Here is a 26,673-nt window from a genome sequence, read left to right on the forward strand (position 1 = left end):
TTGATCAGCCAGTTTTAAATCCCAATGAAATTATTCATTGGGATTTTTTAGATTTAAAGCGTTAGAATTTTTTCTTCGCTACTATACATACCAGAAGAATTCTCAGAAATCATTTTGAAATGATGATAGATTCTGCTACCATCTTCAGTTTTAATGATTAATTCATCAGTTGCTAGTTTGGTCTGTAGTAAAGGTTGAGATACTGTATAATAGTTGGAAGTAACCTCATGAATTTTATCCCAATTTCCTTGATTATTCATCTTGTACAGATGGTATTTACCATTATGAACAGTCTTCTCCCAATTAAAAATAACTGGTTTTAAGATAGATTCATTTATTCCTGTTAGAGTTCTAGTTGCTTTTAATACTGATGATTGTGGTGAAACTGTATCAGGAATTACTGTTGCAGTAATTTTTGACGGTTGAGACGGTGTATAATCAATATTAACAATAGGATTCAATTCAGTTGAGCTCGGATCTGCATATTCAATTTCGCGCGAAACGGTAATTCTATAAAAAAGCCCCTCTCCAAAAGGAATACTCTCCAAATCTTCAAACTCATCATATACTGTCCATACATTATCAAAACTAGCAGATAGAGTATCTTCTCCAATTAAAACTTCCTTAACAGGAGTCATCGTTCTTATGGATTGTGCATCAAGCATTGAAGTTGCACGATAAATGTTTATCTTCTTAATATTGTACTCTGGTTGATAGTCATTTAGTTCTATTTGAATTGCTGGTTTGATTCCTAATACTCGATTTTCTAAAATTGGCATGATACGCTTAATTTCAGGAGTTTGAGGCGGATTAGAAGGCACTAATTTCACAGGTCCTAAATAGGGACCAAATTCACTAAAATTCATTTTGATATCCATCTCACGAACGCCATAGAAGTAAAAGTTTTGTGAATTTCCATCTAGATTAAAATCGGTAAACTGTGTTATGTTTTTAGTAGCATCTATGACTTTCATCATTGGTGCTATATCAAAATCAGTATCTGTAGTCTTTAAAATATGCCCGTTTTTATCCTTGATTGTCTGTTTTTTATTGATAGGCACGTATTTATTATCATTAATATGATCATAGATAACAGGTACTTCAGTAAGAGGTACAAATGCTGTATGGATAGCCTGCTCAATAAAATGGATAGCTAATAAGTTTTTTTTAATTCCATGTTCTGTAGAAATTATAATATCATTAATAGCTGTTAATAAAGTGATCTTAGGTACTGCCGGTATTGATTTTGGTAGCGATTGATTATGCCAATCTATAAAATCATTTATAGCAGCTATTAATTGCTTGTTATCTGGTGAAGGCAATCTAAATTTAAGCATAGGATCACCTTGAGACGGATACTCTTTATAGTTTAATTCTTTTCTTGGAGGAAGAGGATTGGGTTTCTTATCATGCTCTAATTCATCACTAGGATTCAATAGTTTATTTTGAGATAAGAGAGTATCAAAGTTTAATAAATTCTCCCATCTGTTTGTAAAAAAGGTTTCATTATTTCCACCAAGTTTTTTTAACTTTTTGCGGATGGTATCAATCGTACTTCTCTCATATAATACACTTAATAATCCTTCATCGTTAGCTCTATAATGTAAGGCTCCATATGGTTTATGGCTATATTTGGTTGTAAATGTATAGGTAGAACGATTAAAGAAGTCTGGTCGAGTGGCATATAAACCTCCTTTTACTTCTTCTGGTCTAATCGGTTCTTCAATTTTCACAGCATACATAGGACTTGGAACACTAATTTTTGAATCATAATCAAACAAATTAGAATGACTACTAATTCCGAAAATTGAATAATGTGTGCTTTCATCCTCTCTCGGCAAAATATTAGCTGCTGTTAAACCAAATGCAAGATCAGCAAAAAGCGATACTTTATAGCTTGGATAATAGTTTACTTCCTTGTTTCCAATAATAATTTTATCATAAGCTGGATCTACTTCTTGTTTGCCATCCATTTTTATTTTAAAATTAGGATCATTTACAATTAGTATTAAGTCATTTGTTGTTCCAATATTTTTTGTTTGAACAACTTTAAACTCTTTTCTAGGTTTTACAGGAATTGGATTTCCTGGTTCAAAGCAACTTTCGGTAAATAATCGGACAGTTCCATTAAACCATTCAATAGAGTTCTCAATATTTTCTTTGTATTGTGGATGTTGAGCTAATTTATACCCATTGAAGGTAAGCTGATATAAACCAAAATGTTTGTTTTCTTCTTTGGGTAATTCAATTACATTATCTTGTGAATCTAATACATATTGACCGTTTTCATCTACTTGATATGCTTTTTCTTTAATCTTTTCAATTGTTACGTTTTTGCTCCAAATCCCTCTTGTTTTTTCTACCTTTAGATCGGTAGTACCTTCACTATCTCTGAACTGTATAACTTCTCTATTAACTTTTTTTAAGACTTGTGGTAACTGAACATTAAAATCAAGAGGTCTAGATTGATGCCAATTAGATGGCGTTAGCATATTTTCAACTAATGTGCATAAACCGTTTCCAGGCATCTTAATGTCTTTTATTTGCTCAGAATCTGCAGTAGCATCCCCGTTCGAAAGGAAACTTTCAGCGACTTCTTTTTTAAGTATATGCACATTTGCATAGTTAAACTTAGCTTTTGAATCATTAAATACTTCAACTTTATTGATGATATAATTTTGATCTCCAATGGTTAAAATCCCCCCAACAAATCTTTTGCTATTTGTATCATTTAATGTAACATTAATTTTTTCACCACTACTAAGAACTGTATAGCCTTTAATTTCAATAATAGAAGTAAGAATATCTTCTGTATCGTTTTTAATGTCAGTAATTTGTGCATATTCTACTTGCGGAAGATCGTCTTTGTAATAAAGTTTAAAATAATCTGCATATAGCTCTTCACTATCTGGGAAGATTGTATCTGCTTGCAGAGCATCTTCAATAGTCATATTATCAGGAATACTATAACTTAATAATTCCTGAATAGAATAATAATCAAAAAGAAGCCTAATATAGGTTTTGTCAGTTCCGGTAATCTTATCTAAGAGATTCTGTTCTGTTTTTGATGTAAACATCAAAGGGTTTTCAGGAGTAATTAAAAGTGTATTAATACCAGTAGGAGGCATTAAACTATTGGCAGGTTTTATATTAGATGTAATTTCTATTTGCCTTCCAGTAGTTGCTCTAGAGAAGATATTAATTCCGTATCCTTGATATATATATGTGTGTTTGCCTATTTTTTCTTGAAGAACATTTAAAAATGATTTTCCTGAATCTGGAATAATAATTGGAGTAGGTTCATATGAGCCTTGGGTTAATTCTTTGGTAACATTATAGTATTCCGTATCAAATGCTAATTCGGGCTTTACCCAAGTCTGATCATGATCTTTAATTTTATGTTCTATACCCGCATAAACAGGAAAAGTAAAAGTACTTCCGTCAAATTCTAATAAAGAAAGAAAGAAATTAGTATCAGTATAGTTATCATAATCCATGATATCATCCATGAATAAACTCGCATACCTTTTCTTTCCATCAAAGCTATATCCGTTTGGATCTGTAATTTTTACAGGTTCATTTTCTTTTGAATCAACATTTAATCCTGGTACAATCTTGCTTAATTGCACTGGTAGCGGAAGACGCTCAGTTGCTATAGAGGTTGGAATACTCATAGAAAGATGCAGTACCTCACCTGATACCTTACCCACTTTTAGATCTCCAAATGTGGTATATTCTGTTAAATAAATAAACTCTCCAGAAAGAACAACATCGTCAATGTCAATACAACCCAAACCCAACATACGTGCTATATGATAATCATATGCAGCAATGTTTAATAAATCCAGATTGGATATATCAGTTGAATTTTCAGCAAATTCAGCAACTTCACCGTCTTTAGGTTCATTCGTAGGAACTTTGTCTTTAAAAGATACAGTTTCGTAAGCCTTTTGATTATTACTATCTAAGCTTAAGTCTAGATAACTTTGAACAACTTGTTTAATGTTTTTATCATCTGGAGCTGTTGTTTTTTTCCATTTGTCTTTATAGTTGTCGATGTTTACATATTCATCATCATTAAATTTCAACCATTTTCCATGTACACAATTTAGTTTTGGCTCTAATTGTTCAAATACGGTTGTATCATTTTTGCTTAACGCATATTTTCCTTTTAAATCCCACTCTCCATTATCGTTTGCATGCTGAATAAAATCAGAATAAAACTCAAAATTGATCTCCGTTAATAAACAATTATTAGCTCTAAATCGGATACTTCTGCCATTTTCTGCTACTACACGAATTGTATTTGCTTGTGTTGAAGAATATGTTTTGCGATTACTTATTTTTTTTGCAGCTGCAATATTATTTTCTTCAACAGATAAAGATTCTAATCTTACAACACTAGAGTTGTTTACCGAGCCAAAGTTTAATTCGGCCGCAAAGAATAATTCATTTTTATTTTCAATTTCGATAATGTTATTTCCATACGCCTGAATAAAACCAGAAGGATTTATTAATGGATTAATACTCTTACTTACTAAAGAATATTTTTCTGTTTCTGTAAATCGAACATAAAATGATCTTTCAGGATTAGTTGTTCTATAAATCCATATTGCATTTTTAGAGTCTACTAATTTTGGTGCCTTACTTAAGTTTAAATTAGTACATACTTTAGTGTATGGCGCTCTGTACAGTTTTACGAAATCATCTGGTTTGTTGAATTTAGATTTTGTACCTGTAAATAAATCTCCTTTCGGAAGATGTTTATCTCCTAATTCGCCAGCGAAGAGCCAACGAAGGTGAATTCCTCTAGTACTGTCAATTCCTTTTGAACCAGAAGCTGCAATTTGTAAGTCAGACGATTGTAAAGCTGTTTTACCTGAGGTAGTTCCAACAATATAAACCTCTTTTGAAACATTAAAATTGATTTTGAAAGCATTAGGATTAGTAACGTTCTTTAAAACAATTAGTGCAGAATTATCGCCAAGTAATATTGGTGTTCCTTCAATACGAATAGGTGCCCCTATTTGAGATAATCCAGGAATAGTAACAGTATCTCTAAGTTTAAAAATCAATCCGTTTAAATTACTGGCACTGTGAATTTTTGTTCCAGCAGCTAAAGTAAGGGCAACACGACTTTTGTTTTTAAGAACTAAAGTTCCTGCATCCTGACGAGTACTAAGGCCTTTTCTTAAAACAGGATAAACCAATTTATTTTGAATGATGCTCACATTGGGAAGACATCCTATTTGTTCGGCAGATAAATCATTATTAAGCTGTCTTAACACCTCTCCTAAAGTACTAAAATCAGGAACTCTCATATAGTCTGTGTTGAGAATAGAAAGTCCATTGGTTTTTGCAACAGGTGTTTTTCCTAAAAAGGAAGTAAGCGGCGTTACTAATTCAGTAGCATTACTCTCAGTACTCGTTACGCCATAAACAAAAATATGAGATTTTTCGTTTAGATCATTATATAAAACCTTCAGTTTATTGGGATCATTAACTTGTAAACCATCGGTAACAACAACAATGATATCTGGAATTACGGTTAAGTTGTTTACAACACCCAGACCAGATGCCCAATAATCTGATTGGGCATTGATTGATCTTGAGCCAAATGAATTGATCCAATTTAAAAATTCGGATTGATTGCCTGATATTCTTTTTTGAATAATATGACCAGATCTGGAATCATTATCGTTAGCTGACATTCCGATTAAGGATAGCGTGATGTTGCTCTGAGCTTGAGAATTGATAAATGAAGTTAGACCCTCACGTATTTGCTTTGCTTCATTTTGGTTAATCGAACCCGATTCATCGACGACAATGGCTATATATGTTTCGCAACCAGAGGGCTGACTTGATTGAAGATTTATAGAACTCATTTTTTCTTGTTTTTAAAGATTTATATTTTATAATTCTAAGTGTAATGGCTGCTTATCAATTGGTAATGTCAGCGGTATTGCACCCTTTACAGTTACTGCTTTATTATTCCACATTCTATATTCAAATAGGATATCTAAGCTCTTGTCAGTAATTCTTTTACTGTCATGCATAATCAGAACCTGAGAATAATCTTTTGAATGCAATGTGTTGTAGTCAAAGTTTTGGGTGAATTTTTCAACTTCTTTATTATCAATTATTTCTATACTAGGAATGCCTACAATAATTGTATCCTTAATTTCTTCTAATGGTATTTTAGGAATGTTAAAAGGTTCAGGATTACGAACTAAAAGTGCTACGATATCTCCAGTATTGGTGTTGATAATGCGATTGATTTCGGTGCTTTGTGCCGGATCAAGAGGAGATAAGTTTAAAATTCCCTCGATAGCATGATCAAATGGATGTTGGTGTTTTAATGCCATTGAATCACTTAGTGCATCTTCTTGACCAATAATAACGTTGTTTAAAGCTGTAATTTGATTGTCACTTAAATTTAGTTTTACATCAAATAATGCCTTACGTGACTTAACGACAAGTCCAGTATTATTTTTTTCTCCAATCTCATAACTTTGTATTTGTTTTTCAAAGTTTCTGTAACGTGAGGTTTGGAATCCAAATTGATGTACAAGTACATTTTTGCCTTTATTTTCATCTAGATTTTTGCTAGTATCAAAATAATTATTTGCTAAAATCGTATACAATTTCGAAGGCTTTAAATTTGTTAACTTTACACTATAGCCGTATGATCTTGGTTGTAAAGGACTTCCAAGCGTTAGTGTACATTCCATTTCAGGTTTTGAATTGATAAAATTATTTAACAATTTTATACCTAAAGGTAGTCTGGGGTCAGTATCACTTACCCATTCTTCTCCTTTTTCCTTTTTTTCTACTTTAGGATATGTGGTTATCTCGTCTTGTAACGGATACGGAATAAGCACATCATTAAGAGGATCTTTAATAATAAGGTTTAAAGCGCCTGCCATCTTTGGTCTAGAAGTTTCATAGTCTGACCAGTCTTTAAACATGTGGTAGGCATATGGATTTGTAAAAAATAACGAAACTTCACATTGCTCATTTCCATAAAAAACAGGTTTTGATTGTAATAAATTTCCATCGGCATTAGGGTAAGAACGGTTGTAATCTATATACTGTCTTAAAGAGGTTAATGGTGATTTTGCTAAATCGGTTAATTCATTTTTTGGAGCAGGATCTTGCCCAGCTGGTGTTACAGGATCGGCAACAGGAAAGTGACCTATAGGGCCTAAAGTTTTAAAACCATAATAGTATTTAAACGATGTTTCATTTTTGTCATCTACAGTATCTAGTAATTCAAAGTCTAAACAATAGGTGGTATTTGGTCTCCAAATAGGCTGAACGGTGTTTTGAATAGCGTCCTTCATGGCTTTATTATCTTCTTCTACATCTTTAAAAGATGGTATGGTTGTATTATGAAAATAACTTTCTTTAGTTAACCAATCGATGCTCTGTATAAAAGTCGTGTACTCTAATTCTTCATTTTCGGTATTATTTCCTATTGAGCAGATTACACTATTTATAGTAATTAATTTAGAATTTCTGGTTGCTCTTGTATAGTTTAAGTTTGTATCAGTATTAAGCTCAATTAAACTAGTAGTTCCATTCGCTAAGACTAAGCTTGATGCCGTTACTTCAACTTTCTTTATTGGATATAACGCGCAGTTATCGAATAGATCATTAAATAGAGAGAAATAAATTCCTCTTTCATTCGGTTTAGAAGAAAGCATTAGGATTTCATTAGCTACCGAATCGTTTTGGATAGTAATTATAGACGCATTATCTATTGTACTATTTCTTTTGATTAATCTTGTAAGCCCTAATGTAGAATTGAATACAAATAAATAATGTTCATTATAAGCCAGAATTGAGTTATCGGTTAAGGCATTATTTGATAAATAGATAGCCGAGTCAAAAATTGCATCGTTTTTAACTATCTTAAGAGAGGTTCCATTAATTTGAGCCAAACCAAATTTCCCGTCAGCTAATTTAAGTGACATTAAAATTGTACCATTTGCAACGATTGCATCAGTAATTTCGGTAACAGAGGCATCAGAAACTATTTTTGTATCAGTTACAGTTATAGCTTTAGTAGCTGTGTTAATGCTAATACTAATGATTTTTTTATCTTTTGTAATCAAGCTAAATTCAGTACCACTGTGCTGAAGTACTTTAATTACTATTTCACTGATTTTTGTGCAATGAATAATAGCACGATCATTTCCGTTAATCCAGTTAATTTGAGTTCCATCAGTTAATGTGTTAATCCAAAGTAGTTCATTGTTGTCCAGAGGTAATAATTTGTTAAACCCTTTAGAATAGGTACTTAGGTATTTCATTCCAAAATTCTGGTTCAATTCAGAATCAAGTTCAATAATAGCTGTTGAAGCAATTGGATTTTGACAGCCTACAACAAAATCATAGTCAATAATTGCTTCTCCAATTCCTTTGCATTGTTTGGCATCCATGCCTTGAGTAAGGAACAAATTACCATTTACTACTTGCATTGAAGTTACCACACCATTTAACAAACGCTCTCTTAATATTCTTCCATTAACATCAATTTGAAGAAGAACTGTTGTGTTTGGCTGTGGATGAAACGAAATAAGATATGTGTTATCATATTTAAAAACTTTATCAAATACATAATCAACTTTTCCTTTATAACCATAAAAGCGAGAAAATGTAAGAGGAGTAGAGCTGTCAATTGTACTATTACCTGAATCTATTTTTAACTTTGCTAATTCGGCTAATAAAAGATTGTATTTTACTGTGTCATTTGGAGTAGAAATTGAGATTTCTCCTTCAGTATCTGTATAGGTGCTATCAAATAATGCTTCTATCTCTTCTCTGATTTGCATCATACGTTCAGTCTTTGCTGATAGAGGAATAATTACAATTTTATCAATTTTAGTTTTTGAAATAGGATCACTATTTGCATCAAATAAAGTTATTTCCTTTAACAATTCAGTTCTAGTATATGTTAACTCAGTTGAAATAACTGTTGCATTAGCAGTTTTTTTCAATTGAACTTCTTTATAAGTGACGAATTTTTTATCTTTTTCTGTAACAGCAGTATATGCTATTATTTTTACGTTTTTTGCACGAGTTGTTAGTTTTAAAGTAGGTTCAATAGCCGATTCAGGGAAAATAATTTCTAACTGATTGTAGTTTTTGAAAGATAAAGATCTTCTATAGCCAAAAGGATTACCTTCTGCAGTAATGCTCATAAAATCTCCACCTCCAAGTTTATTGGTTTCTAAAATCTCTGGAGTATCTCCAATGAGTTTAAAAAACAGCCCATTAATTTTATCTGCTTCATATTGCATAGGTATATAAAAACGTTTTCCAATTCTTTTATTTAAGAAATTGGTATGTTCTTTTTTTATTTTATCAGATACACAGAACAATTTAGATGGAGTAATTCCGTATTGTTCCGGAACATACCAACCAGGTTCCCCAGCGCTTAGAAACGAAAATGGATTGGTTGCTAAAACTCGAATACTATCATATTGATCAATTACTTTTTGCCATTGAGCCCATGGTAATTGTCCAACTTTATCCCTGTCTTTTTGTTCTACAACAGCTTCAAACGGATGGTAATTTTCCCATTTATTCGAAATAGTATTCCATGATTTTAAACCAATTGATTTAATAGAGTATTGATGTTTTACCTGACGCAATTTTCTTCCTCCTGCAGTACTAATTGGAGGCATCATATCGGTGTAATTTTTTGCATCACCAGTATAACCCCCAATAATTTTAGCCAGATTAGCATTAGGTAATAATCCCTTAGCCATTTTAATATCGATATATGTGTCTAAAGGAATTACTTTAGTAATTTGGATTGGATTAGTAGGGGAACTGGTGAAAAAATTAAGAGGGAACCCTTGATTTGTTAACATGTGTACCCCTTTTACCGATTCGGAAGTTCTGTTATCCTGATCATCACCATGTGTTCCCATAGGAAGTGGGCTAAAAGGAGTACGGTCAATGACTCTGTTAATATCCCATTGAAGCTCAATTAAGAATTTTTTACGTACCCTAATAAAACCAATTTTAACACGTACATTTAATTCGATTTTAGCATAGATTAAAAATGGTTTAAATGATTCGATGGAGAATATAGTGTCTAGTCCAATTTCTACTTTTATAATCCAAATTTTAATATTAATTCCTCCACCAGCAGCAATGTAACCACCCATTTGTGGACGCTTAAATGAAATTTTCCCCCCTAACTCAAGATAAGCCCATAGTCTTACTTTAGCAGGACCAAAACTTTTATTTAGTTTATAATCTAATCTGGCACCAGCTTCTATTCCTTGAGCAGAAAGCATAATAAATGCTTTGGCGGAGAATAAAGTTAATATTCTAGCCATAATTGGATCTTTTCTTGATCCGATATTAACATACCAAGGTTTCTGATTTTTAAAGAAAAAACCAGCTTCTAATAAAGCATTTAATTTAAAAATTTCCCCGCTATCTTTAGGAATACTAAATTCTGCTCCAGCAGCTAATTCTAGAGAGTCGTCTCCAAAAGCGACCATAGCAAAAAACGGAGGATTACTAGGATCATCTTCAATAAGTCCTAATCGTCCAGCAATAACGTTTAATCCTGCTTCAATATAAAATAAGGTAGGTAGAGACAATAACATCATTGCGCGTAATGATAATACGTGTCCACCATCTGCAACAGTGCCAAAGGTAGCTCCAGCTCCAATAGAAAATGGTGATTTGTATTGTAAAGAATCTGGAGGACCACTGAATTTTTTAATGTTTATTCCAGGTTTTGGATGTTTGTAAAATTCGTACCAAGATTTATCTGTAGTTAAGCCTACAGCTTCTTTGGTTGCCACATATCTAAATCCTAACAGACCTCTAAAAGCAGAAATAGAAAGGAATCCTAAAGGAATGGGAGTAGGAAGATCAATATGTGCATCTACCAAAAATGCAGGGTATTTAGGCATAAAACGCATTCCAACACCGCCAGAAATTTTTGCTTTTGGTAATTTCAACGAAACCTCACCCATAAATTCTTGTGATACACCTGGTTGAGGTAAAGAAATCATTCCGTTAATAATAGCCATTGCTGATGATTCAGATGCAGATCCAGGAATTATTAAATCTACTTCGATGGTTTGAATTCTTAAAAAATCATCCTTATGACCTTCTTCAGTGCAATAGTAATATTTAACACCTTCTCCACGAGCATCTACACCTAACGGATTGATACTAATAGCACCATCAAATCCCCAAAAGTTATATTTACGCCCATTAATTTGAGTAGATCCAAAATTAACGTTAGAAATAGTCATTTTAACAGGCCCAAGATTTAAAGTTCGATTCAATGGTATTGGAATAGAACCACCCTGAACCTCGATATTACCATCACTGTAAATACGAAGTTTTTCGATGTCAATTCCTTGACCTTGCATGATATTATCCATTATTGGGTTTGGAAACGAAACATAACATGAAGTTCCTACATAAAAATCTTCATCTTGCTTCCCTAATTCGAAACTAAAGAAGTCAAATTGTACAAGATTAAATAAAATGGCTGTTGGAGCACTTTCTTTTTCAAAAGAAGCGGTAAGGTTAAAATCGCCATCATCGTACAAATGCCCCTCGAGAACAGCGCTGAAAGGAGTTTTTCCATCAGGTTTTTTAAACTTATTTAGGATTAATTGTCCCTTAATATTAGAACCAATAACCTTGTTTTGTTTGAAAGAAATGTCAAATTTGTTAAAACCTATTTTAAAACCATTACTAGGTGAACCTATAGTTTTCCATAACGTATTTTCGATAAGTTTTGATAAAAAATCTTGATATTCCTTAGCGGTATTAAAGCTGTAAATCGTATTAGGTCTTACTAATGCAGATAGTAAGTTGGCATTGGTTTTTAGTACCAATGGATATTTAAAAGCACAAGGTAGTTTTAAAGTATCTAATTCTTCTAAATGCTGGATTAAAGCAGTATAATCAGCAATTTCTTTTTCCTTAACCACCTTATCTTCTTCGCCCGTTTCGAACATAGTGATCGGATAAAGAAAGTCGAACTTGTCATTAAAATAACTCAAGCCATTACCAGTAGGAACAGGAACAGTTTCCAAATAAATATTACCGGATAAACCTCCTGTACCAATTAATAGATCAGAGGCACCAATTTTTAATGTTGGTGCAGTATTTCCTATTTCTTTTTTGTCATCATTAAACCATCTGGACGGTAATGTTACCGATATGGCACGGGCATATACCCCAACAAAGTCATTAGGTCTGCCATCTGCATCAGCTTCTGGAATATTGGTTTTCTTGCTTAAATCGACTTTTAAAGTGTCTAGTTCAAGAATTAATCCGGTATTGCCAATCATGGCGGTAGAAGAAGGTTTTAAAGTTCCTCCTAGTTCTAATTGATAGCCAATTCCAGCCTCGGTATCAGCATATAATTGCGCTTGTGCAAATACAAAAACTGATTTTGCATTTGGATCCTTATACGCTGACCCATTTGGATTGATCGGTCTTAATATCTTTTGAGGAAATTCTATTCCAGCGCTCAATGCTAGTGTAGCCTTGGCTTTAGGAGTAATAATTCTTTTAATATGTGCTTCAATACCGTCTGGAGCGATAATGTTATAAAATTCCTGTAGTCTTCTTTTGGTATCTGATAAATCTGATTTTAAGATATAAACAGCAAACAATAGCAGCGGAATAGATTCTGTAATTCCAGGATGATCATTAATAAGTTTAGATAGACTTCCAATAGATTGTTCGATACCTACTGGAAATTTTAATTCTTGATATCCTTCACTTCCTGTTAGTTTTTGTAAGTCATTAATATCAGTTAAAAGCTGTTCATATTTTGTAATTCCATCAGCAGCTTCAACAAAAATATTAAGCATATGAGCAACTACCTGTTCTTCGCTAATACGAAAAACCTGAAGTCCCAATGCATAAAAATCTTTCAATGAAAAAGAAAATTCGCTTGAACTAAACGTTTTTAGGAATGCTAAAATCTCCCACTGATATTCGAGTGTAATAGGAAAGGATGAGATAGTAGAGTCGTCGCCAGTTAGGTCAGGATTAAGCACAAGTGCTAAGTCAAATGGCAAAGGAATTGCCAATTTCTTGTTGGTTACAATATCCAGACTGTAAAAGGCCGAGTCGCCACGATAGCCTCTTGAATATTGTAAGTTTTTATAATGTATAGTTTCAAAAATGGCATTTAAGCCATTTTGAACAAACGACAAAAACTCAGGTAAATCGTCTGCAGTGATTACCTCAGATAATCGCGGGTAGTATCTTGCTGTAGGCATTGGAACCGCTGGAATTGGATTAGTTGGCATATTCTATTTTTTTTTGACTTTATTTTTGTTCGTATTTTGCAGGATCATATTCTTGTTATTGCAATCAATGTGAGTAATTAAATAATTAATTCTTTTTGGCTTAAATACGACTTCAAAAAACTGCTTAGTATGATTCGTTTAGCAGTGTTTTTTATTTTGATAGTGTAAAGATCAGCCTAAAAAGAAGCTTTAAAAAATTTGTGTTTGCTGGTTTAACAGCTATGTTCTATGACTTTACAGGGTTGTAAAGAAAGCGGAAAGTTTATGAGAATTGTTGGTATCAGATTCGGGTTTAAAACCCTGTAATTTGTTACGTTACTAGTAATGTGAAAAATATAATCCTTTGCTTTTAATAGCGCTAAACGTGCTTTCATAATAGAGAAGCTTTCAGTCTCTCGTTAAAACGAACTTCTCACTTTCAGTGCAGAGTGGTTTAGTTTGAAAATGCACATTAGTGCGCTAGGGGAGCTTGTAGAGTAAGTTCCTTCGGAGATTAAAAATGTATGTTTTATGGGGGTGTTACCTTATGCTTTCTACCTAATAGAGCACAGTTTGGGGATTGTTATTCTAGCTTTAGTTTTCATGGTTTATGTTTTTTGGCTAGTAATCGTAAGCTTATCTATAGTTTAAGCTTTGCAATAGAAGCCTCGGAACTTGTGAAGACAAGTTCCTTTATTATGGCTTAAATTGTGTGTGGGCTGGAGCGATTATTTAACAGACATTGTTTAATAATCTTTGTAGACACGGAAAAGGATTTTTTCGTGTTATTGTTGTGTTGGGATATCTAAATAGTCGAGGTATTATAAATTTCTAAATGATAACCATTCTTGTAAGAGTATTTTAAAATCATTCAAATGGATTGTTTGATAGCCATCAATTGAAAAATAAGGACTAGAAAAAACCACATCAAATACTGAAAATTCTTCTGCACTATTAAGAAAATCTAAATCATATGGTTGGTTATTTTGTATTAAACTAATTGTGTTTATTAAATCAATAATGACAATTTTAGGCAATACTTGAATAAAGTTTAATTTTTTGTATTCACCAAGTGCATTGCTTGAATCTAAAATATATCCGATTTCATTAAAGGGGCCTATTTTTTTATAAAATTTTAAATTTAATTCATCTTGTTTTTTCATGCTCTTTGTATTTTAGGGGGTATATTGTTTAACAATTGTCATCAAAGATAAATGATCTATTTGTAATCTTTCTGTAACAGGATCTAATTGATGACTTCTCTGTATAAATTCAATTTTTGTACCATCAGAAAATATGGAACGATATGTTGTTGTACTAACATCATAATTTGTTCCTAAAATATTTTTAGGTGTAGGAGGGAGTTGAGTATAAATAATTTTATTTGTCCATGCATAGCTCATTTCCTCTAATAGTCTTTGCTCATTCCATAAAGGGTTAATTACATAATGCTTTGCTTTTTTTGTTACATTTAAACCATTAAGCTGATTTGGTGTTGTATTTAAATTTACTTTCCATAAATTTTCATATAATAGATGACCATTAACATTTTCTACAGTTGTTCTAAAAGCCAGCGGAATGTTAGTTTGTGTCACATTTTCATTAACTATTGAATATTTGACAAAAGGTACTTCATTTATATTCTCAGTAACATATAAAAACCAATGACCACCTGCTTCATTTTTTAAATACCTTACATGTTTGAATTCATGATTTTTAACATATTTAATTCTATTAAACGAAATTAAAAAACTAAGATCTTTTCTCGCAAAATTTAATATTAAAATTTCATTTTTCCAAATATCTACTAAAGTATATTCCTGTATTTGATTGTTTATACTTTTGTATCGTTTTAGATTTATCGACATCCAATTAGTTTCTTCTTTTAAATTATAAAAATCTGTAAAGAAACTGTATTTTTCATCTTTTGTAAAGTTAGTAAATTTTAATAAAACATTATCGTTAAGATGAGAAGGTAAATTGTTTAATTTTAATTGCATTAAATCAATTAAATCATCTATACCATATAATTTTCTAATTGCATTCATAGTATCAATATCTAATCCATGAAGTTTTCCTAATGAAATTAATTTTCTTTCTTGCGTTAAAACATCTGCTGCTGCTGCATAAAGTCGTCTTTTGATAGTTGGATGAGATAATAAGGAGCCAATTGTAAGGATTCCAAGAAAAATATTTAGCTTCTCTGTAAACTTTTTTACGTCTGGATCAGGATTTGTATTTCCTATATACATACTAATTGCTAGGGCATTTCCTGCGGTAAATTGTATTAAACCATTCACTCCAGTTACTGCCTTCCATAGTAATACTGTTTCTGAACTAGTAGCTAGACCAGTCCAAACCGCTCTTGTTTTTGATAGATAGTTTAGATATTTTAAATTGGATAATTGCCCAACACCGATTAAATTTAAAGCAATTTCAGTGGCGAGCATTATTCCAAAATCAATTTTTTTTAAATTACTATAATCTTGCATATAATATAAGAAGAAAACAGGAATGGTGGGTGTAGGATCATTTAAATTAACTCCAGTTTCAGGATCTTTAAAAGTTTCTACTAAATCTAAATCTGGTTTAAAGCCTATAATAGAAATAGGTTGGTATAAATCGTATACTCCATATATAAATGGTTTATGATCTATAGTATGTATGCCATCCTGATCAACAACTTCAGTCTTTTCTTGTTTGAAAATAGTTATTTTTTTTCCTTTTAACTCATTTAAAATATAATGTTCTCCTGTTGTTCTAATATAATGGTCATTTGATTCTTTGCTTGAAGAAATGTATGATAGAATTGCGGGAGAATTTATACTATCATAATATTGAGTTTTTTCGATCGAGCTTTCTGGATCAGTAATCAATTTCATATAATAAGATTCTGGGTAAATTCCAAAAGCATTTGCCCCTTCAGTATATGATGGATCAGCATATTTAGGATTATATTTGGAAGATTTCCATATTTTATATAGCATTAATATAAATTTCTGTCTATTGTTATCAGTATTGAAAATACCGTAGGAATACCTTCCAGTTCTATTATCATCAATTTTTGAATATAATATTTCAAAAAGAGTTTGCTTAGTATCAAAGGAGTTTGTTTGGTTATAAGCATTTGAGATTTGATAAATCTGAATTTGCATTAGCGCATAAAGTAAATCATTTCTCTCTACTGCAGAAATAGAATCAAAAGTGAAAGATTTTATTACTTTTAAAGCTAATTGCTCTCCTCCGTTATTTTCTGTTAACCGATGACTATAATCACTTATATTTTTTAATAATTCAATTTTGTCATTTGTTGGTACAGTTGCTAAAGCTTCAGCAGATAGACATTTTGCTAACCAATAAAATTGGTCTTTTTTTATAGCTTTTTTAATTAGAATCTGATTTGAATAAAAACTTTTATAGAAACTAGTTAAATTTCTCATATAGTCTTCTAACACTTCAATAGTTGGATTCGCAAAAATAGGTTGCGTACTCCATTCGGATTTTTGGCTATTTATATATTGGCCAAAATCAGTATTAGTATTTAACTCAATTAAATTAAAGATATTCTCTATTGAGTTTATTTGAATAGCAATTTTGGCAAACAATAATGCTTTCGCTTGTTTATCATTAGTATCAGTAAGAGGAGTTACAAACAATTGAATTTTATGAGCATAAAATTGCATAGCAGTATTACTCAATTGGACATTTTCTCCTTCTGAAGGACTTGGAACTACTCCAGGCGGAATTGTAATTTGCCAAGTTCCATTATCAATAATTGGTATATTAGGTTGATAAGCCCATTTGTATGTTTCTATTTTACAGAAGTCGTTGTAAGGGGAAGTAACTTTTAATTTTCTAACATTTATTTTATCTCCAACTGTTGCTGGTTTAAAAGTGTAATAATGTTCTTTTAATTGATAAAGTTTATTTTTATCAGTTAAATATTCTAGAAAAAATTGTTCTTCATAAAATCCACCAATGGCATCTTTATGTACTTGATCTTCTGTTTTGAAATCACTTACTACTGTTTCTCTAAACTTTTTTGTGACACCATTAATGACAGTTTCAAAAGAATTTAAAAAACCATATATAGTATATTTTGGGTTTGTTAAACCAGTCAATTTAATAGCGATTCCTGATTTTAAAATTGCAGCTTGTTCCATTATAAAGATAAATCTAAGTCTAACATTAATTCTTTTTTTGAGTCTTCTGGCATATACTCACTATACTCTTTACTGAAATGGTATTTCCTATCTAGCGAATAGACAAAAACGTCAGTAGTAGGTTTGAAAAGCTTTTTCTTCCCATCGGTATCTTCTGCTACGACAGCCACTTTGTATTTTTGGTATTTGATGTTCTCGGGGGAGATCAATTCATTACCGTCTTCAAAGAGGTCAATTAAAAACAAGCGAGGGTTTTTTAAACCAGGAGTAATTTTCTCTTTTATGAAGTCATTTTCGGCTTTCGTTAACCCTAAAATGATCTTATTAGGTACTTTATTATCCAACGTTTTTAGTTCTAGTCCGGTAATAGTTTGTGTACTGTCAGTGAATAATTTTCGAGCATAATAATACGGTTCTGGTAACTCATAGGTTTTACTTTTGGTTACAGTACCACTGGCCGAAGCACTGGTTTTAGTATCTGGTGTAGTACTTCCGGTTGCAGATACGGCATTGTTCATGACATCGGCAGTTTCAGTAAGATAGGTAACACGCTCTACTATTGGTTTGGCTTCAACTCCTGTTTCGATTACATCGTTAACGGTGAGTGTTTGAACTACCGAAATACCTTGCTGTTTCTTATCGTAAAACTCATTTATTAAGTTGAGTTTTTCAGAAGTCATTTTAGAAAATCTGCTATCTCCACTTAATTTCAGTAAAGGCTGAGCATTAATTAAACTAAATACATCATCAAAAAAGTTAGCTTGTCCGAGCTGGATAATTGGAGCTCCGTTCTCATCTAGAATTGGATCAGTCAAATATTCATTGATTATCCCCTGATAAAGTAATAAGCTTAATGTTGCTATGTTTTTACCAGCAACAGCAGGTGTTGTAAGCTTTACTGTTGAGGTAAGACGTCCGTAATTACCATCGGTATCAGGAGGAAGTCGTAAACCATCGGCATTAATAAAATTATCTTTCTGTGCATTAGCTACTTTGGCAATTTGCCCGTATAATGCAGTATTGTTGTTATTGTCGGTTGTCAACTGCAAATACAGATTATTTGTAGTGACTGTATTGGCTTGAGTTTGGGTATTAATGATAACAGGCCAGCCTTTAGTTCCATATTGAGTTTCGGTCATTGGAACAATTTTGGTATGAGGATCTTCTAATAGTCCTGTTTTTAAGTTCTCTGCTCCAGCTGTATTAATTTTATAGTTCTCATAGAAATCATAACTACGGGTTCGATCACTTTGAATATAGATGTACCAATTATTTTTGGTAGCAAATTTGTTAATAACAGTATCGTAAATTTCAGTTCCCTTTTTATTAGTTTTGACTCCGGTAGCAATTGTAGTTACAATTCCTTCAGGAACATATAAACCATAAAAAGCAGCAATATCAATAAATTGAGTACTTTGTTCACGTAGAAGTTTTTTCTTTAAATCTGTACCGCTAAGAATAATTTTAGCTTCGGCTTGACGAGCATATTCTAAGTTAAAAATAAACTCGCTATTATCAAAGTTGTGTTTGTAATCGCCATAGTTTAATACTACGTCAATTCCACATTCTCCAGAGACGAAATTCCCCAATGATTTCCCCATATCAATCATAGGTAATTCGAAGTTATCTTTTTCGTCAAAAGTGTTTCCGGCAGCTACAAATTCTGATTCTTTAAAAAAGAAATTAGATAATAATACGTCATCTGGGACTAATGGATCATAGCCAATAAATTTGGGAGCAAATGGAGGAGCATCTATTCCAGTATTATCTTGATTTTTACGACCTTGATGAAAATCATTAAAATCCTTGTTTATTTTATTAATAAAATCAGAGGTTGAGCTGTCATTTTTAATTATTAAAGGGTCAAGATCAGTTGTAAAGAAATCACTCTTTTGTAACCCTCTGTAGATAAAGTATTTTATATTCAATCCTGGAAAAGGCTGTTTATAAGGACGAAGGATAAGGTTTACTTTATTGGAGTTCCCTGCTTGTGGTTGAATTAAGACAACTCCTTTACAGATTGAATACGCTTTTTGAGACGACGTTATATTAAATTTTGAAGTCAACCTAAATTCAGATTCAGTATTGGTAACTGGTCCAAAAGATTGGGTTAGGTCATCCTGAGTAAGACCTCCCGACTCTGTGAAAAAATGAGACTGTACAGACATATATAGTGGTATGAAATTATTTTTAAATAGAATTCTAGTCCTTAAAAAGGCCTGTAGAATTTAAAGAAGGGTTTGCCGATATAAAAAAACAATACCAGAAGAAAGATACGTCCTAACCAGATTTGTACTTTTTGCCAAAAGGTTAAAACATTCGTGAATTCTGTTGTTCGAACTGTTTTTATTTCCACTTCTTTTACTTGTTGGGATTTCCAAAAGGCGTAGAGTTCTTGTTCTTTTAATTCACAATCCACGCTAAGTTTATTGTTCTCAAGACGAACCCTTGGGCTTTTTAATGTACGCCCTGGTTCGGCTTGAGTAACATTTTTAAGGACTACTTTTCCGTTTTGACATTCTAATAATGCCTTGAAGGAACTACTGTCTTTTTCTATTTTAAAAACGGTGTCATGTAGTGTTTCTTTGATAGTAATGGTCTTCGTTTTGTCTTCGCTTAGAACCGGTTTCGGGCTACTACACGAAACCAGTACTAAGACAGAAAAAAACAAAAAAACAATGCGGTTTAAATTTTTGCTCATATGATATAGTTGATTTTATAATCTTAAAAATCCTTTAATAGTTTTTATTTCTCTTTTTCTTCGGCATACTTTGTAGCCTTCGCGACTTCCGTTATCATTGGTGTTTCCTTCGATAGTATGAATTATGTTCCCTGCTACTTTTTCGACTATTCCGGTGTGTCCTAAGCCTTTTCCTAAATCGAGTATAAAGATGTCTCCAGGCTGAGGGATGGTCTTTACTAAAAGTGGTCTTGAATTGTATTGATCCAGTACGCCACCAGTTTTTTTTAAAGGATTTTTGGAGGCTATTTGAAGAGCGGCTTTTTGGGTACACCAATAAATAAAAGCCATGCACCAAGAATATCCTTTGGTAAGTCCTACGCTTCTTAAATAAATTTCGACTTCTGGACCAGAATTAGTGTTTTTTGGAATTTCCTCCACACCAATTTGGGCAATGGCAATTTCGAGTGTTTTTTGTGCAAGTGTCATATCTGTTTTCCGTTTAATTGTTTGAATTTTTGCAATTCATCGACCAATTGTTGATTTATTAGCATCAATTCTCTATGTTGTATTTCCATCTTCTTAATTGTTTCAGTAGCAGCAGTTAACCTTGCAGAAATATCATCTAATAATTCCCGATAGTACTTAACTGCGTTTACAGCGTTATCAAGTTCGGCGGCTCTGTCTTCGGCCAATGATTTTCTCTTTGAGAAGAACCAGGTAATTAATGTGGCAAAAAATGCGGTAAGGGTGGGGTATAAAAATTGTTCCATTCAATGGTTTGTAAAAGAGGGATTAGGTTAGTTTTTTGTTTTAAGGAACTGCTTTAGTATTGTTTTTTGAAGAAATTTGGCCTGATTTTTCTATAAGTAATTGCTACAGTTGTTTCCTTTTGAGATTACAAAGGTTAGCCTAAAATAGCTCTTAAAAAAACGAATGCAAGGTGCTTTTACGGTTGTGTTCTGTTGATTTACAGTTGTGTACGGATACTGAACAAGTCAATATTTTTTCGTTTTTAATAACACATCTTTGCAGCAGAAAACTACTAGGAGGATTTATTTTTACTGTTGATTAATTCTTCTATTTTTTTTAACTCAGAAGTGATAGGAGTACATAGAATTTCGTACAAAGTAGTTCTTGAAATAGGGTAAACAGGATAAACATATTTACGCCAGACCACTGTAGTAGGTATGTCTTCAGTTTTGTGCTTTTGATATAATTCTTTGATAAGCTTATAGCGTAATAGTTTGTTTTTTTGAATTCCGAGACTTCTGTTGTTTGGTATTGACATAATTGTAAAAAATAAGATGAATGATTTATAAATTTTTTTAATAACCAAAGCCATTTGATCCTTTTAATCAACAATGGTTTTACTTCTTTTAATGCCAAGATTGTTGCACTTCATTCTGAAGTGATTCTGCTAAAGACTTTTTGTACTGAACAAATTATCAGTCAAAAAATCCTTAATGCAATAAGTCAGCAAACCCCGCATGACGATCCTGTTCCAATGACAATTATGACATGGGAACGACCAGGAAAAAGAATGGTTTTGTGTTATTTATTTAGGCAGAAATGCCTGTTTTTGGGTTCCTGCTTTCTTAAAAAGAAAACAGGAACTTTTTTTTATACTTTTTGTAGTACGAGTAGGGCTACGTAAAATATTCTGTAAGAACTTGTAAGCTTCAGAAAGATTGTAAATTAGCCTTTATATAAAGCTTTAGTATGCTTTTTAAACTTGGGGTTTTTAATTACAATGTTTTCATATTGAATAAAAGCCTGACGTTCCTTATGGGATAAGTCATTTTTAGATCTCCAGTTTCCGTTACTATCTTTAAAAACAGTATGATTATTTACTTCATAACTTTCATGGTCTGTAATTGGTTTTATTTTTACGCTCATTTTTATATTGTTTAAAAGTTGTATTTATCTTAAAATAGAGCCATTCCTGAAACAACAGGATTGGCTTAAGGTTGGAAATTATTAATAAAATTCCCAACAGGATTATTGTACTGATATTATTACCCGATTGCATTTGATTATTCTATTGGTTGTTTAAAAAAGTCGAATGAATAGTCACCTAAAAAATTTGCAGATGACATAGATAGCGGAACATTTTTTTTAGAGCCGTCATCTTTAATTAAATTTGCTTCGATATACCAGCTAGAACGTACTGGTTTAAAAGCGGCAGCAATAATTTCGACACCATCAGTAAACTCTTCATTATTAAAATCTCTAGTTAATTTTTGTAATTCTAAAACACGAGATCCTTTTAAGTTTCCTTTAGCATCTTTTTTTAAGAGGTTAAAAACAATTTTAACCAAGGCAGCGGTTTCTGGACTTGTAGATAGAGAAGAAATATAATTTTGAACTTTCTCAATTCCTGCAGTAACAGTATCATCCCAGCCGTCATTAATGCGATATCCAATTGTAATTTCTTCCTTATTAATAGAGAACGTATGCGACATTTGTTTTTCTTTTAAGCCATACACTTGATTTTTTAAATCCAAAATAGTCTCAAAAAATCGGAACGTTTCAGTCTTGGCATTACTAATCATTTCTGATGTAGCATATAACTTAAACATAGCTTTTGGAACAGTCTCAGCTACAAGTTTTTTATAAGCTTCTCTGTCTGCATTTTTTTTGCCCTCTACAATTGCTAATGCATCTTTTAATTCTTGAGCTGAGTATCCTGTTAGAGCAAATGATTTATTTATATCTGTTGTTACTATGTTCATAATTATAGAGTATTTACTATTTCGTTGTTAAAAGGATCTTCATAAGATGGCTTGAATTTATATGTCTCAATGAGTTTAATAACATTACTTATTTTGGCTTCAATAGCTACCGAAACCGGACGAGGTTCAGCTTCAGGCTCCGATAGAATGTGTAACCATTGAAACCGTTCTTGGTTAATACAAATTCTTTCACCAGCGGTAAACATTTTCATTTGTTCAGAGCAAAACTGTAGTGCTAGATATAGTAATGCGATACGATTGGTTATTTGATCATTATTCATAATTTTTTTGTTCTAAAAGGGTTTTTAATTTTTTTAAATCTGATTCTATCAAATTACGTTGGGGGTTGTGTGGGTTATGGATTAACCAAGTTTCTAATTCTTGTATTTTTGCTTCTATTTGAGAAATTGTCATTGTTAATTTAGATTAAAGGTTAGGGATGAGTTTTTTGTGCCATAAAATTTGAAGGAATCTATTGTTGGTGTTATTGTAATTTCCTGTATTAATATTGATGGTTTTTGATTGAACATTTTATACGTACAGTTGTTGTAGCATCTTTTAAAATCTTCGGTTGTAATCGACTTTTCATAGCGTTGAGTCAACAAGTTAAATTCAGTTTCACATTTCGCATATTCTGCTATGTACCATTTATTAATTTTTGCATTAGCAAAGACTTTTTGATATTCACGGGCATCAACAGTTACGCTTTCGCACCATCTTACATAAGACCCTAAGAGCATGTTTTCGTAATCCTGAGTACTCATTGTAGTTTTTGATTTGTTGTAGGCATGATTATCTTGTTTTAAGGTCAAATTGTATAAGACTAAATTTGGTTTTGAACTGCCTGAATTTTTCGTTTTACTCTTCTAAGATCACCTTCAGAATCAGCGAATATGGCCTTTATTGATTTTACGTCATCGATACCATTGGCAATACATATTTGTGTTATATCTATGAAACTAACTCCTTTTAATTCTATAAAATGACGACCAATTCGAGAGTTAATTTCTTTATATCCTTTGCGGTTTAGTTTGATTCCTTTATTGATACGTTTTGATAAATGATCAGTGGCGCAAAGTACAATTCCACAGTGTTCTTCTAATCGGTTGTATAATGTGATAAAAAAATATAATACGGTATCAGGTAATTTGTCAGCTTCGTCTAATATAATAAGAGGGGTTTCTTGAGATTTTAATTTTTTTACAATTTCATTCATCATTTCTACAACAGAAAAACCACTATAATCAACTCCTATTGCTAAAAGTACTTGAGTTAGGAATTCTTTGCGATTCCAGTATTCAGCACAACTCAACAGATAAGAATTTTTATTGTTTTTTGTATAGATTTCAAAAGACATTGATTTTCCAGAACCTGCATCGCCTGTTAAAGCAAAAACGTTAGCATGCTTTTGTGCATCTTCTAATATTTTAGATATTATTTTGAAATCAGTAGTTTCAACACAAAACCATTTTTTGGAGCTGCATCCTATTTGTGAGGCTACATTGCGCCACATCATTTCAGATATGTTTTGGTGATTATCATTCATAATTTGCGAAAGCAAGGTAGCAGAAATACCATTTAGTGAATTAGCAGCTTTGTTTTGACTTCCTTTTTGAAGAATGTAACTTGTTAGTTTCTCTTTAACTTGTTTTTTAAATTCTGTTGTCATATTGTTTTTATAATTTTAGGATTAATTTGCTTAGCAATTCATTTTACATCAGATCATAGATATCCTCTGTATTTGTGCTTAAGACTACCTCACTCATTTTTTTTTGATATTGGGCGATATCAGTTCTTTGTTTTGTTAGTTCGCCTTTTAGGCTCGGATTTTTTTTCTACCGTTGTTAATTCCTTTCAGATTTGGATTTATAAATCCGTAACTCTCAGCGTTCATACTATTTTTTGTAAGTTCTCTTCCGTTTTATTTCGAATATCGATCCTTGTTTGTTTAGTAGCTTCAATTTGATCTCTGTAATATTGTGTTTCCCAATCTTCTTGATCTTGCTGTCCTCGATGTATTTCAATCTTGGTTTCCGCAGCAATAACAAATCTTAATCCTAATGGTGTTTTCTTATATAGATATATCAGACTCATATCATCAGGATCGAATTTGATGTAGAATTTTTGGTTAACATTTTTCAAATGCCATTCTTGATTTATTGCTCGTGAATTTTCCTGATATATTAAATAATTATATTGTACTTTCTTTTCTTTAAAACTCACACCCGAAGATGTACAAGTAATTGGTAGATTTCGTTCGATCCAAAAAAAAATCGACTATTTGAAACGGGATAACTTTTAGAGCATCAGGATTAATACTCTCAAAATACATGTCGATTTTTGGTTTACCAGTTTTGTAATGTGGCGCTTGGTTCCATTGTGTGCGTTTTTCAAGATAAATTGCTTTTAGTTCGCTTAGTGTTGGAAGTTTATCAGTATTGGCCAATATGAACTCCATATTTGGATGGCTAGATGTTTTTGAAGCAGTGATATTTTGACCAGTCGAGTTCCATTCTTGCGCTAGAAACTGAGTTTGAAATCTTCCAAATGCACTTTCGATAGTTTTAGATTTACCATTATAAGGTTGTGTTTTTATTGCTAAATGAGAAAATTTTGTCAAAAAAACCACCATTGTGAAGCTTTTTATTACCAGATCCATTATCAAAGGACACCTGATAAGGGTGATGCCTAGAGGTTTTTATTACCATTTTAAAGGCTTTATATCCAGATTCATAATCTTCTTTTTCCGAGATATGATAACCTAGAAATACTTCACTATAAGCGTCCATTACTTCATATCATTTATAGTCTTCATTTTCCATTGTCGTTCTGATAGTACATATTGATTTTTGTACCGTCTGAATACCAAAGAGAATGTCTCATAGAGGGAAGAACAGTCTTAAACGGCATGGTGAATTTTTCTTTAAATTTTAATTCTCCAAAACGATTTGCCCACCATAATGGTTCTATTTTAGGATCAGTTAAAAAGTTAATTAGTGATTGCTCCGATTTTATTAATTTCCAATCTTGTATTTCAGCTTCTTGATTGTATATTTTTAATAATTGCGTATAATTAGCTATACGCTTTAAAGGGTTGGTTGAGCAGGCCAATACAAATGCTTTGGCTTCATCATTAATTTTTTTAGCATTTTTAGTACCAAAAGATTTATGAATAAACAATGAATAACCATCAATAAAATACTGTTTAACCTTGTTTCTAAGAATCCTTTGATTTTTTGGCAATGTGTGTGGATAAGTATGATTTGGTAATTCAGAAACGACTTCTGCAATTTTTTTCCAAACATTTATTTTAGAGCCAGCCAAAGCTTTACGTTGTGCTAATTTTGAATTTACAATGGTACTAATTGCATTCATTACAGAGGCATTACAGCAATATTCTTTAATATTTTTTTCATGAAGAGCTTCACCATTATCGAAAGTATAATTTCTATAAAAATTATAGGCTTTTTGATCTTGTTCAATATAATCTGTAAAAGGAATAGTGGTCACTTTTGCATAAGGGTTTCCGGCAAGTTCTATTACTTTATTTTTTATATCAGATCTCATGGTATCAAATTGAATTAAAGTTTTGCGGCCATTGCCACCTACAGTAAGTTTTTTAAGATGTCCTCTAGAACATAATTGTTTGTAATTAGCAGTACTTACTATGCTGCTTTCAATAATCCAGGAAGCTTGTACACACAGAATATTATTAGAGTTGTATTTGAACATAGTTTCGCTTATTTCTATTTATTACAGATTCCTCCTCAATTTTTTCTGCTTCTGAAATTAATAGGATT

General features: G+C 32.0%; 18 protein-coding genes. All 18 read right to left on the reverse strand.

Annotated elements, in window-relative coordinates; genetic code table 11:
* Positions 1-53: 53 nt before the first annotated feature.
* Positions 54-5,885 carry a VWA domain-containing protein gene (locus IUY40_RS16910; protein ID WP_195738043.1) on the reverse strand — a complete coding sequence of 1,944 codons (5,832 nt, stop codon included), beginning with the start codon at positions 5,883-5,885 and terminating at the stop codon, positions 54-56.
* 27 nt (positions 5,886-5,912) lie between these two features.
* A complete protein-coding gene (locus tag IUY40_RS16915) occupies positions 5,913-13,316 on the reverse strand; it encodes a hypothetical protein (RefSeq protein WP_195738044.1) in 7,404 nt (2,467 codons plus the stop codon).
* A gap of 800 nt (positions 13,317-14,116) precedes the next feature.
* Entirely contained in the window at positions 14,117-14,458 is a 342-nt protein-coding gene (locus IUY40_RS16920) for a hypothetical protein (RefSeq protein ID WP_195738045.1), read from the reverse strand.
* 12 nt (positions 14,459-14,470) lie between these two features.
* Positions 14,471-17,458, reverse strand: coding sequence for a hypothetical protein (locus tag IUY40_RS16925; protein ID WP_195738046.1), 2,988 nt, complete (start codon positions 17,456-17,458; stop codon positions 14,471-14,473).
* Positions 17,458-19,626, reverse strand: a complete 2,169-nt coding sequence (locus IUY40_RS16930) for a hypothetical protein (protein ID WP_195738047.1) — start codon at positions 19,624-19,626, stop codon at positions 17,458-17,460. The genes IUY40_RS16925 and IUY40_RS16930 overlap by 1 nt, the downstream gene beginning before the upstream one ends.
* Positions 19,627-19,667: 41 nt before the next feature.
* On the reverse strand, positions 19,668-20,159 hold the full coding sequence (locus tag IUY40_RS16935) for a hypothetical protein (protein ID WP_195738048.1): 492 nt from the start codon (positions 20,157-20,159) through the stop codon (positions 19,668-19,670).
* 15 nt (positions 20,160-20,174) lie between these two features.
* Positions 20,175-20,627, reverse strand: a complete 453-nt coding sequence (locus IUY40_RS16940) for a CHAP domain-containing protein (protein WP_195738049.1) — start codon at positions 20,625-20,627, stop codon at positions 20,175-20,177.
* The gene (locus IUY40_RS16945; protein WP_195738050.1) at positions 20,624-20,911 is read right to left on the reverse strand and encodes a methyl-accepting chemotaxis protein; all 288 of its coding nucleotides are present in this window, start codon (positions 20,909-20,911) and stop codon (positions 20,624-20,626) included. Before IUY40_RS16945 ends, IUY40_RS16940 begins: the two co-directional genes overlap by 4 nt.
* 272 nt (positions 20,912-21,183) lie before the next feature.
* Positions 21,184-21,429 (reverse strand): hypothetical protein, encoded by a 246-nt coding sequence (locus IUY40_RS19545; RefSeq protein WP_229335611.1) that lies wholly within the window; start codon positions 21,427-21,429, stop codon positions 21,184-21,186.
* A gap of 407 nt (positions 21,430-21,836) precedes the next feature.
* On the reverse strand, positions 21,837-22,037 hold the full coding sequence (locus IUY40_RS16950) for a hypothetical protein (RefSeq protein ID WP_195738051.1): 201 nt from the start codon (positions 22,035-22,037) through the stop codon (positions 21,837-21,839).
* A gap of 137 nt (positions 22,038-22,174) precedes the next feature.
* A complete protein-coding gene (locus IUY40_RS16955) occupies positions 22,175-22,873 on the reverse strand; it encodes a DUF3164 family protein (RefSeq protein WP_195738052.1) in 699 nt (232 codons plus the stop codon).
* Between the two features lie 2 nt (positions 22,874-22,875).
* Positions 22,876-23,154: a hypothetical protein gene (locus IUY40_RS16960; protein ID WP_195738053.1), complete on the reverse strand. Its 279-nt coding sequence runs from the start codon at positions 23,152-23,154 to the stop codon at positions 22,876-22,878.
* Positions 23,155-23,289: 135 nt separating this feature from the next.
* Entirely contained in the window at positions 23,290-23,637 is a 348-nt protein-coding gene (locus IUY40_RS16965; protein ID WP_195738054.1) for a hypothetical protein, read from the reverse strand.
* Positions 23,638-23,696: 59 nt separating this feature from the next.
* Positions 23,697-24,542: an ATP-binding protein gene (locus tag IUY40_RS16970; protein WP_195738055.1), complete on the reverse strand. Its 846-nt coding sequence runs from the start codon at positions 24,540-24,542 to the stop codon at positions 23,697-23,699.
* A 221-nt stretch (positions 24,543-24,763) separates the two neighbouring features.
* A complete protein-coding gene (locus IUY40_RS16975; RefSeq protein ID WP_195738056.1) occupies positions 24,764-25,096 on the reverse strand; it encodes a hypothetical protein in 333 nt (110 codons plus the stop codon).
* Positions 25,086-25,493, reverse strand: coding sequence for a hypothetical protein (locus tag IUY40_RS16980; RefSeq protein WP_195738057.1), 408 nt, complete (start codon positions 25,491-25,493; stop codon positions 25,086-25,088). Before IUY40_RS16980 ends, IUY40_RS16975 begins: the two co-directional genes overlap by 11 nt.
* Positions 25,450-25,662, reverse strand: a complete 213-nt coding sequence (locus IUY40_RS16985; RefSeq protein WP_195738058.1) for a hypothetical protein — start codon at positions 25,660-25,662, stop codon at positions 25,450-25,452. Before IUY40_RS16985 ends, IUY40_RS16980 begins: the two co-directional genes overlap by 44 nt.
* 22 nt (positions 25,663-25,684) lie before the next feature.
* Complete coding sequence (locus IUY40_RS16990; RefSeq protein WP_195738059.1) at positions 25,685-26,605, reverse strand: hypothetical protein; 921 nt, start codon at positions 26,603-26,605, stop codon at positions 25,685-25,687.
* Between the last annotated feature and the right edge of the window lie 68 nt (positions 26,606-26,673).

Origin of the sequence: Flavobacterium sp. ALJ2, from assembly GCF_015594725.1 — a bacterium.
GTDB lineage: Bacteria > Bacteroidota > Bacteroidia > Flavobacteriales > Flavobacteriaceae > Flavobacterium.

Bases quoted from the DNA above. Each gene is read 5' to 3' on its own strand.
- IUY40_RS16970 (WP_195738055.1), bottom strand. From the start codon at position 24,542: ATGACAACAGAATTTAAAAAACAAGTTAAAGAGAAACTAACAAGTTAC.
- IUY40_RS16955 (WP_195738052.1), bottom strand. From the start codon at position 22,873: ATGAACATAGTAACAACAGATATAAATAAATCATTTGCTCTAACAGGA.
- IUY40_RS16930 (WP_195738047.1), bottom strand. From the start codon at position 19,626: ATGTCTGTACAGTCTCATTTTTTCACAGAGTCGGGAGGTCTTACTCAG.
- IUY40_RS16945 (WP_195738050.1), bottom strand. From the start codon at position 20,911: ATGGAACAATTTTTATACCCCACCCTTACCGCATTTTTTGCCACATTA.
- IUY40_RS16960 (WP_195738053.1), bottom strand. From the start codon at position 23,154: ATGAATAATGATCAAATAACCAATCGTATCGCATTACTATATCTAGCA.
- IUY40_RS16935 (WP_195738048.1), bottom strand. From the start codon at position 20,159: ATGAGCAAAAATTTAAACCGCATTGTTTTTTTGTTTTTTTCTGTCTTA.
- IUY40_RS16915 (WP_195738044.1), bottom strand. From the start codon at position 13,316: ATGCCAACTAATCCAATTCCAGCGGTTCCAATGCCTACAGCAAGATAC.
- IUY40_RS16910 (WP_195738043.1), bottom strand. From the start codon at position 5,885: ATGAGTTCTATAAATCTTCAATCAAGTCAGCCCTCTGGTTGCGAAACA.
- IUY40_RS16950 (WP_195738051.1), bottom strand. From the start codon at position 22,037: ATGAGCGTAAAAATAAAACCAATTACAGACCATGAAAGTTATGAAGTA.
- IUY40_RS16920 (WP_195738045.1), bottom strand. From the start codon at position 14,458: ATGAAAAAACAAGATGAATTAAATTTAAAATTTTATAAAAAAATAGGC.
- IUY40_RS19545 (WP_229335611.1), bottom strand. From the start codon at position 21,429: ATGTCAATACCAAACAACAGAAGTCTCGGAATTCAAAAAAACAAACTA.
- IUY40_RS16990 (WP_195738059.1), bottom strand. From the start codon at position 26,605: ATGTTCAAATACAACTCTAATAATATTCTGTGTGTACAAGCTTCCTGG.
- IUY40_RS16925 (WP_195738046.1), bottom strand. From the start codon at position 17,458: ATGGAACAAGCTGCAATTTTAAAATCAGGAATCGCTATTAAATTGACT.
- IUY40_RS16965 (WP_195738054.1), bottom strand. From the start codon at position 23,637: ATGAGTACTCAGGATTACGAAAACATGCTCTTAGGGTCTTATGTAAGA.
- IUY40_RS16985 (WP_195738058.1), bottom strand. From the start codon at position 25,662: ATGGACGCTTATAGTGAAGTATTTCTAGGTTATCATATCTCGGAAAAA.
- IUY40_RS16940 (WP_195738049.1), bottom strand. From the start codon at position 20,627: ATGACACTTGCACAAAAAACACTCGAAATTGCCATTGCCCAAATTGGT.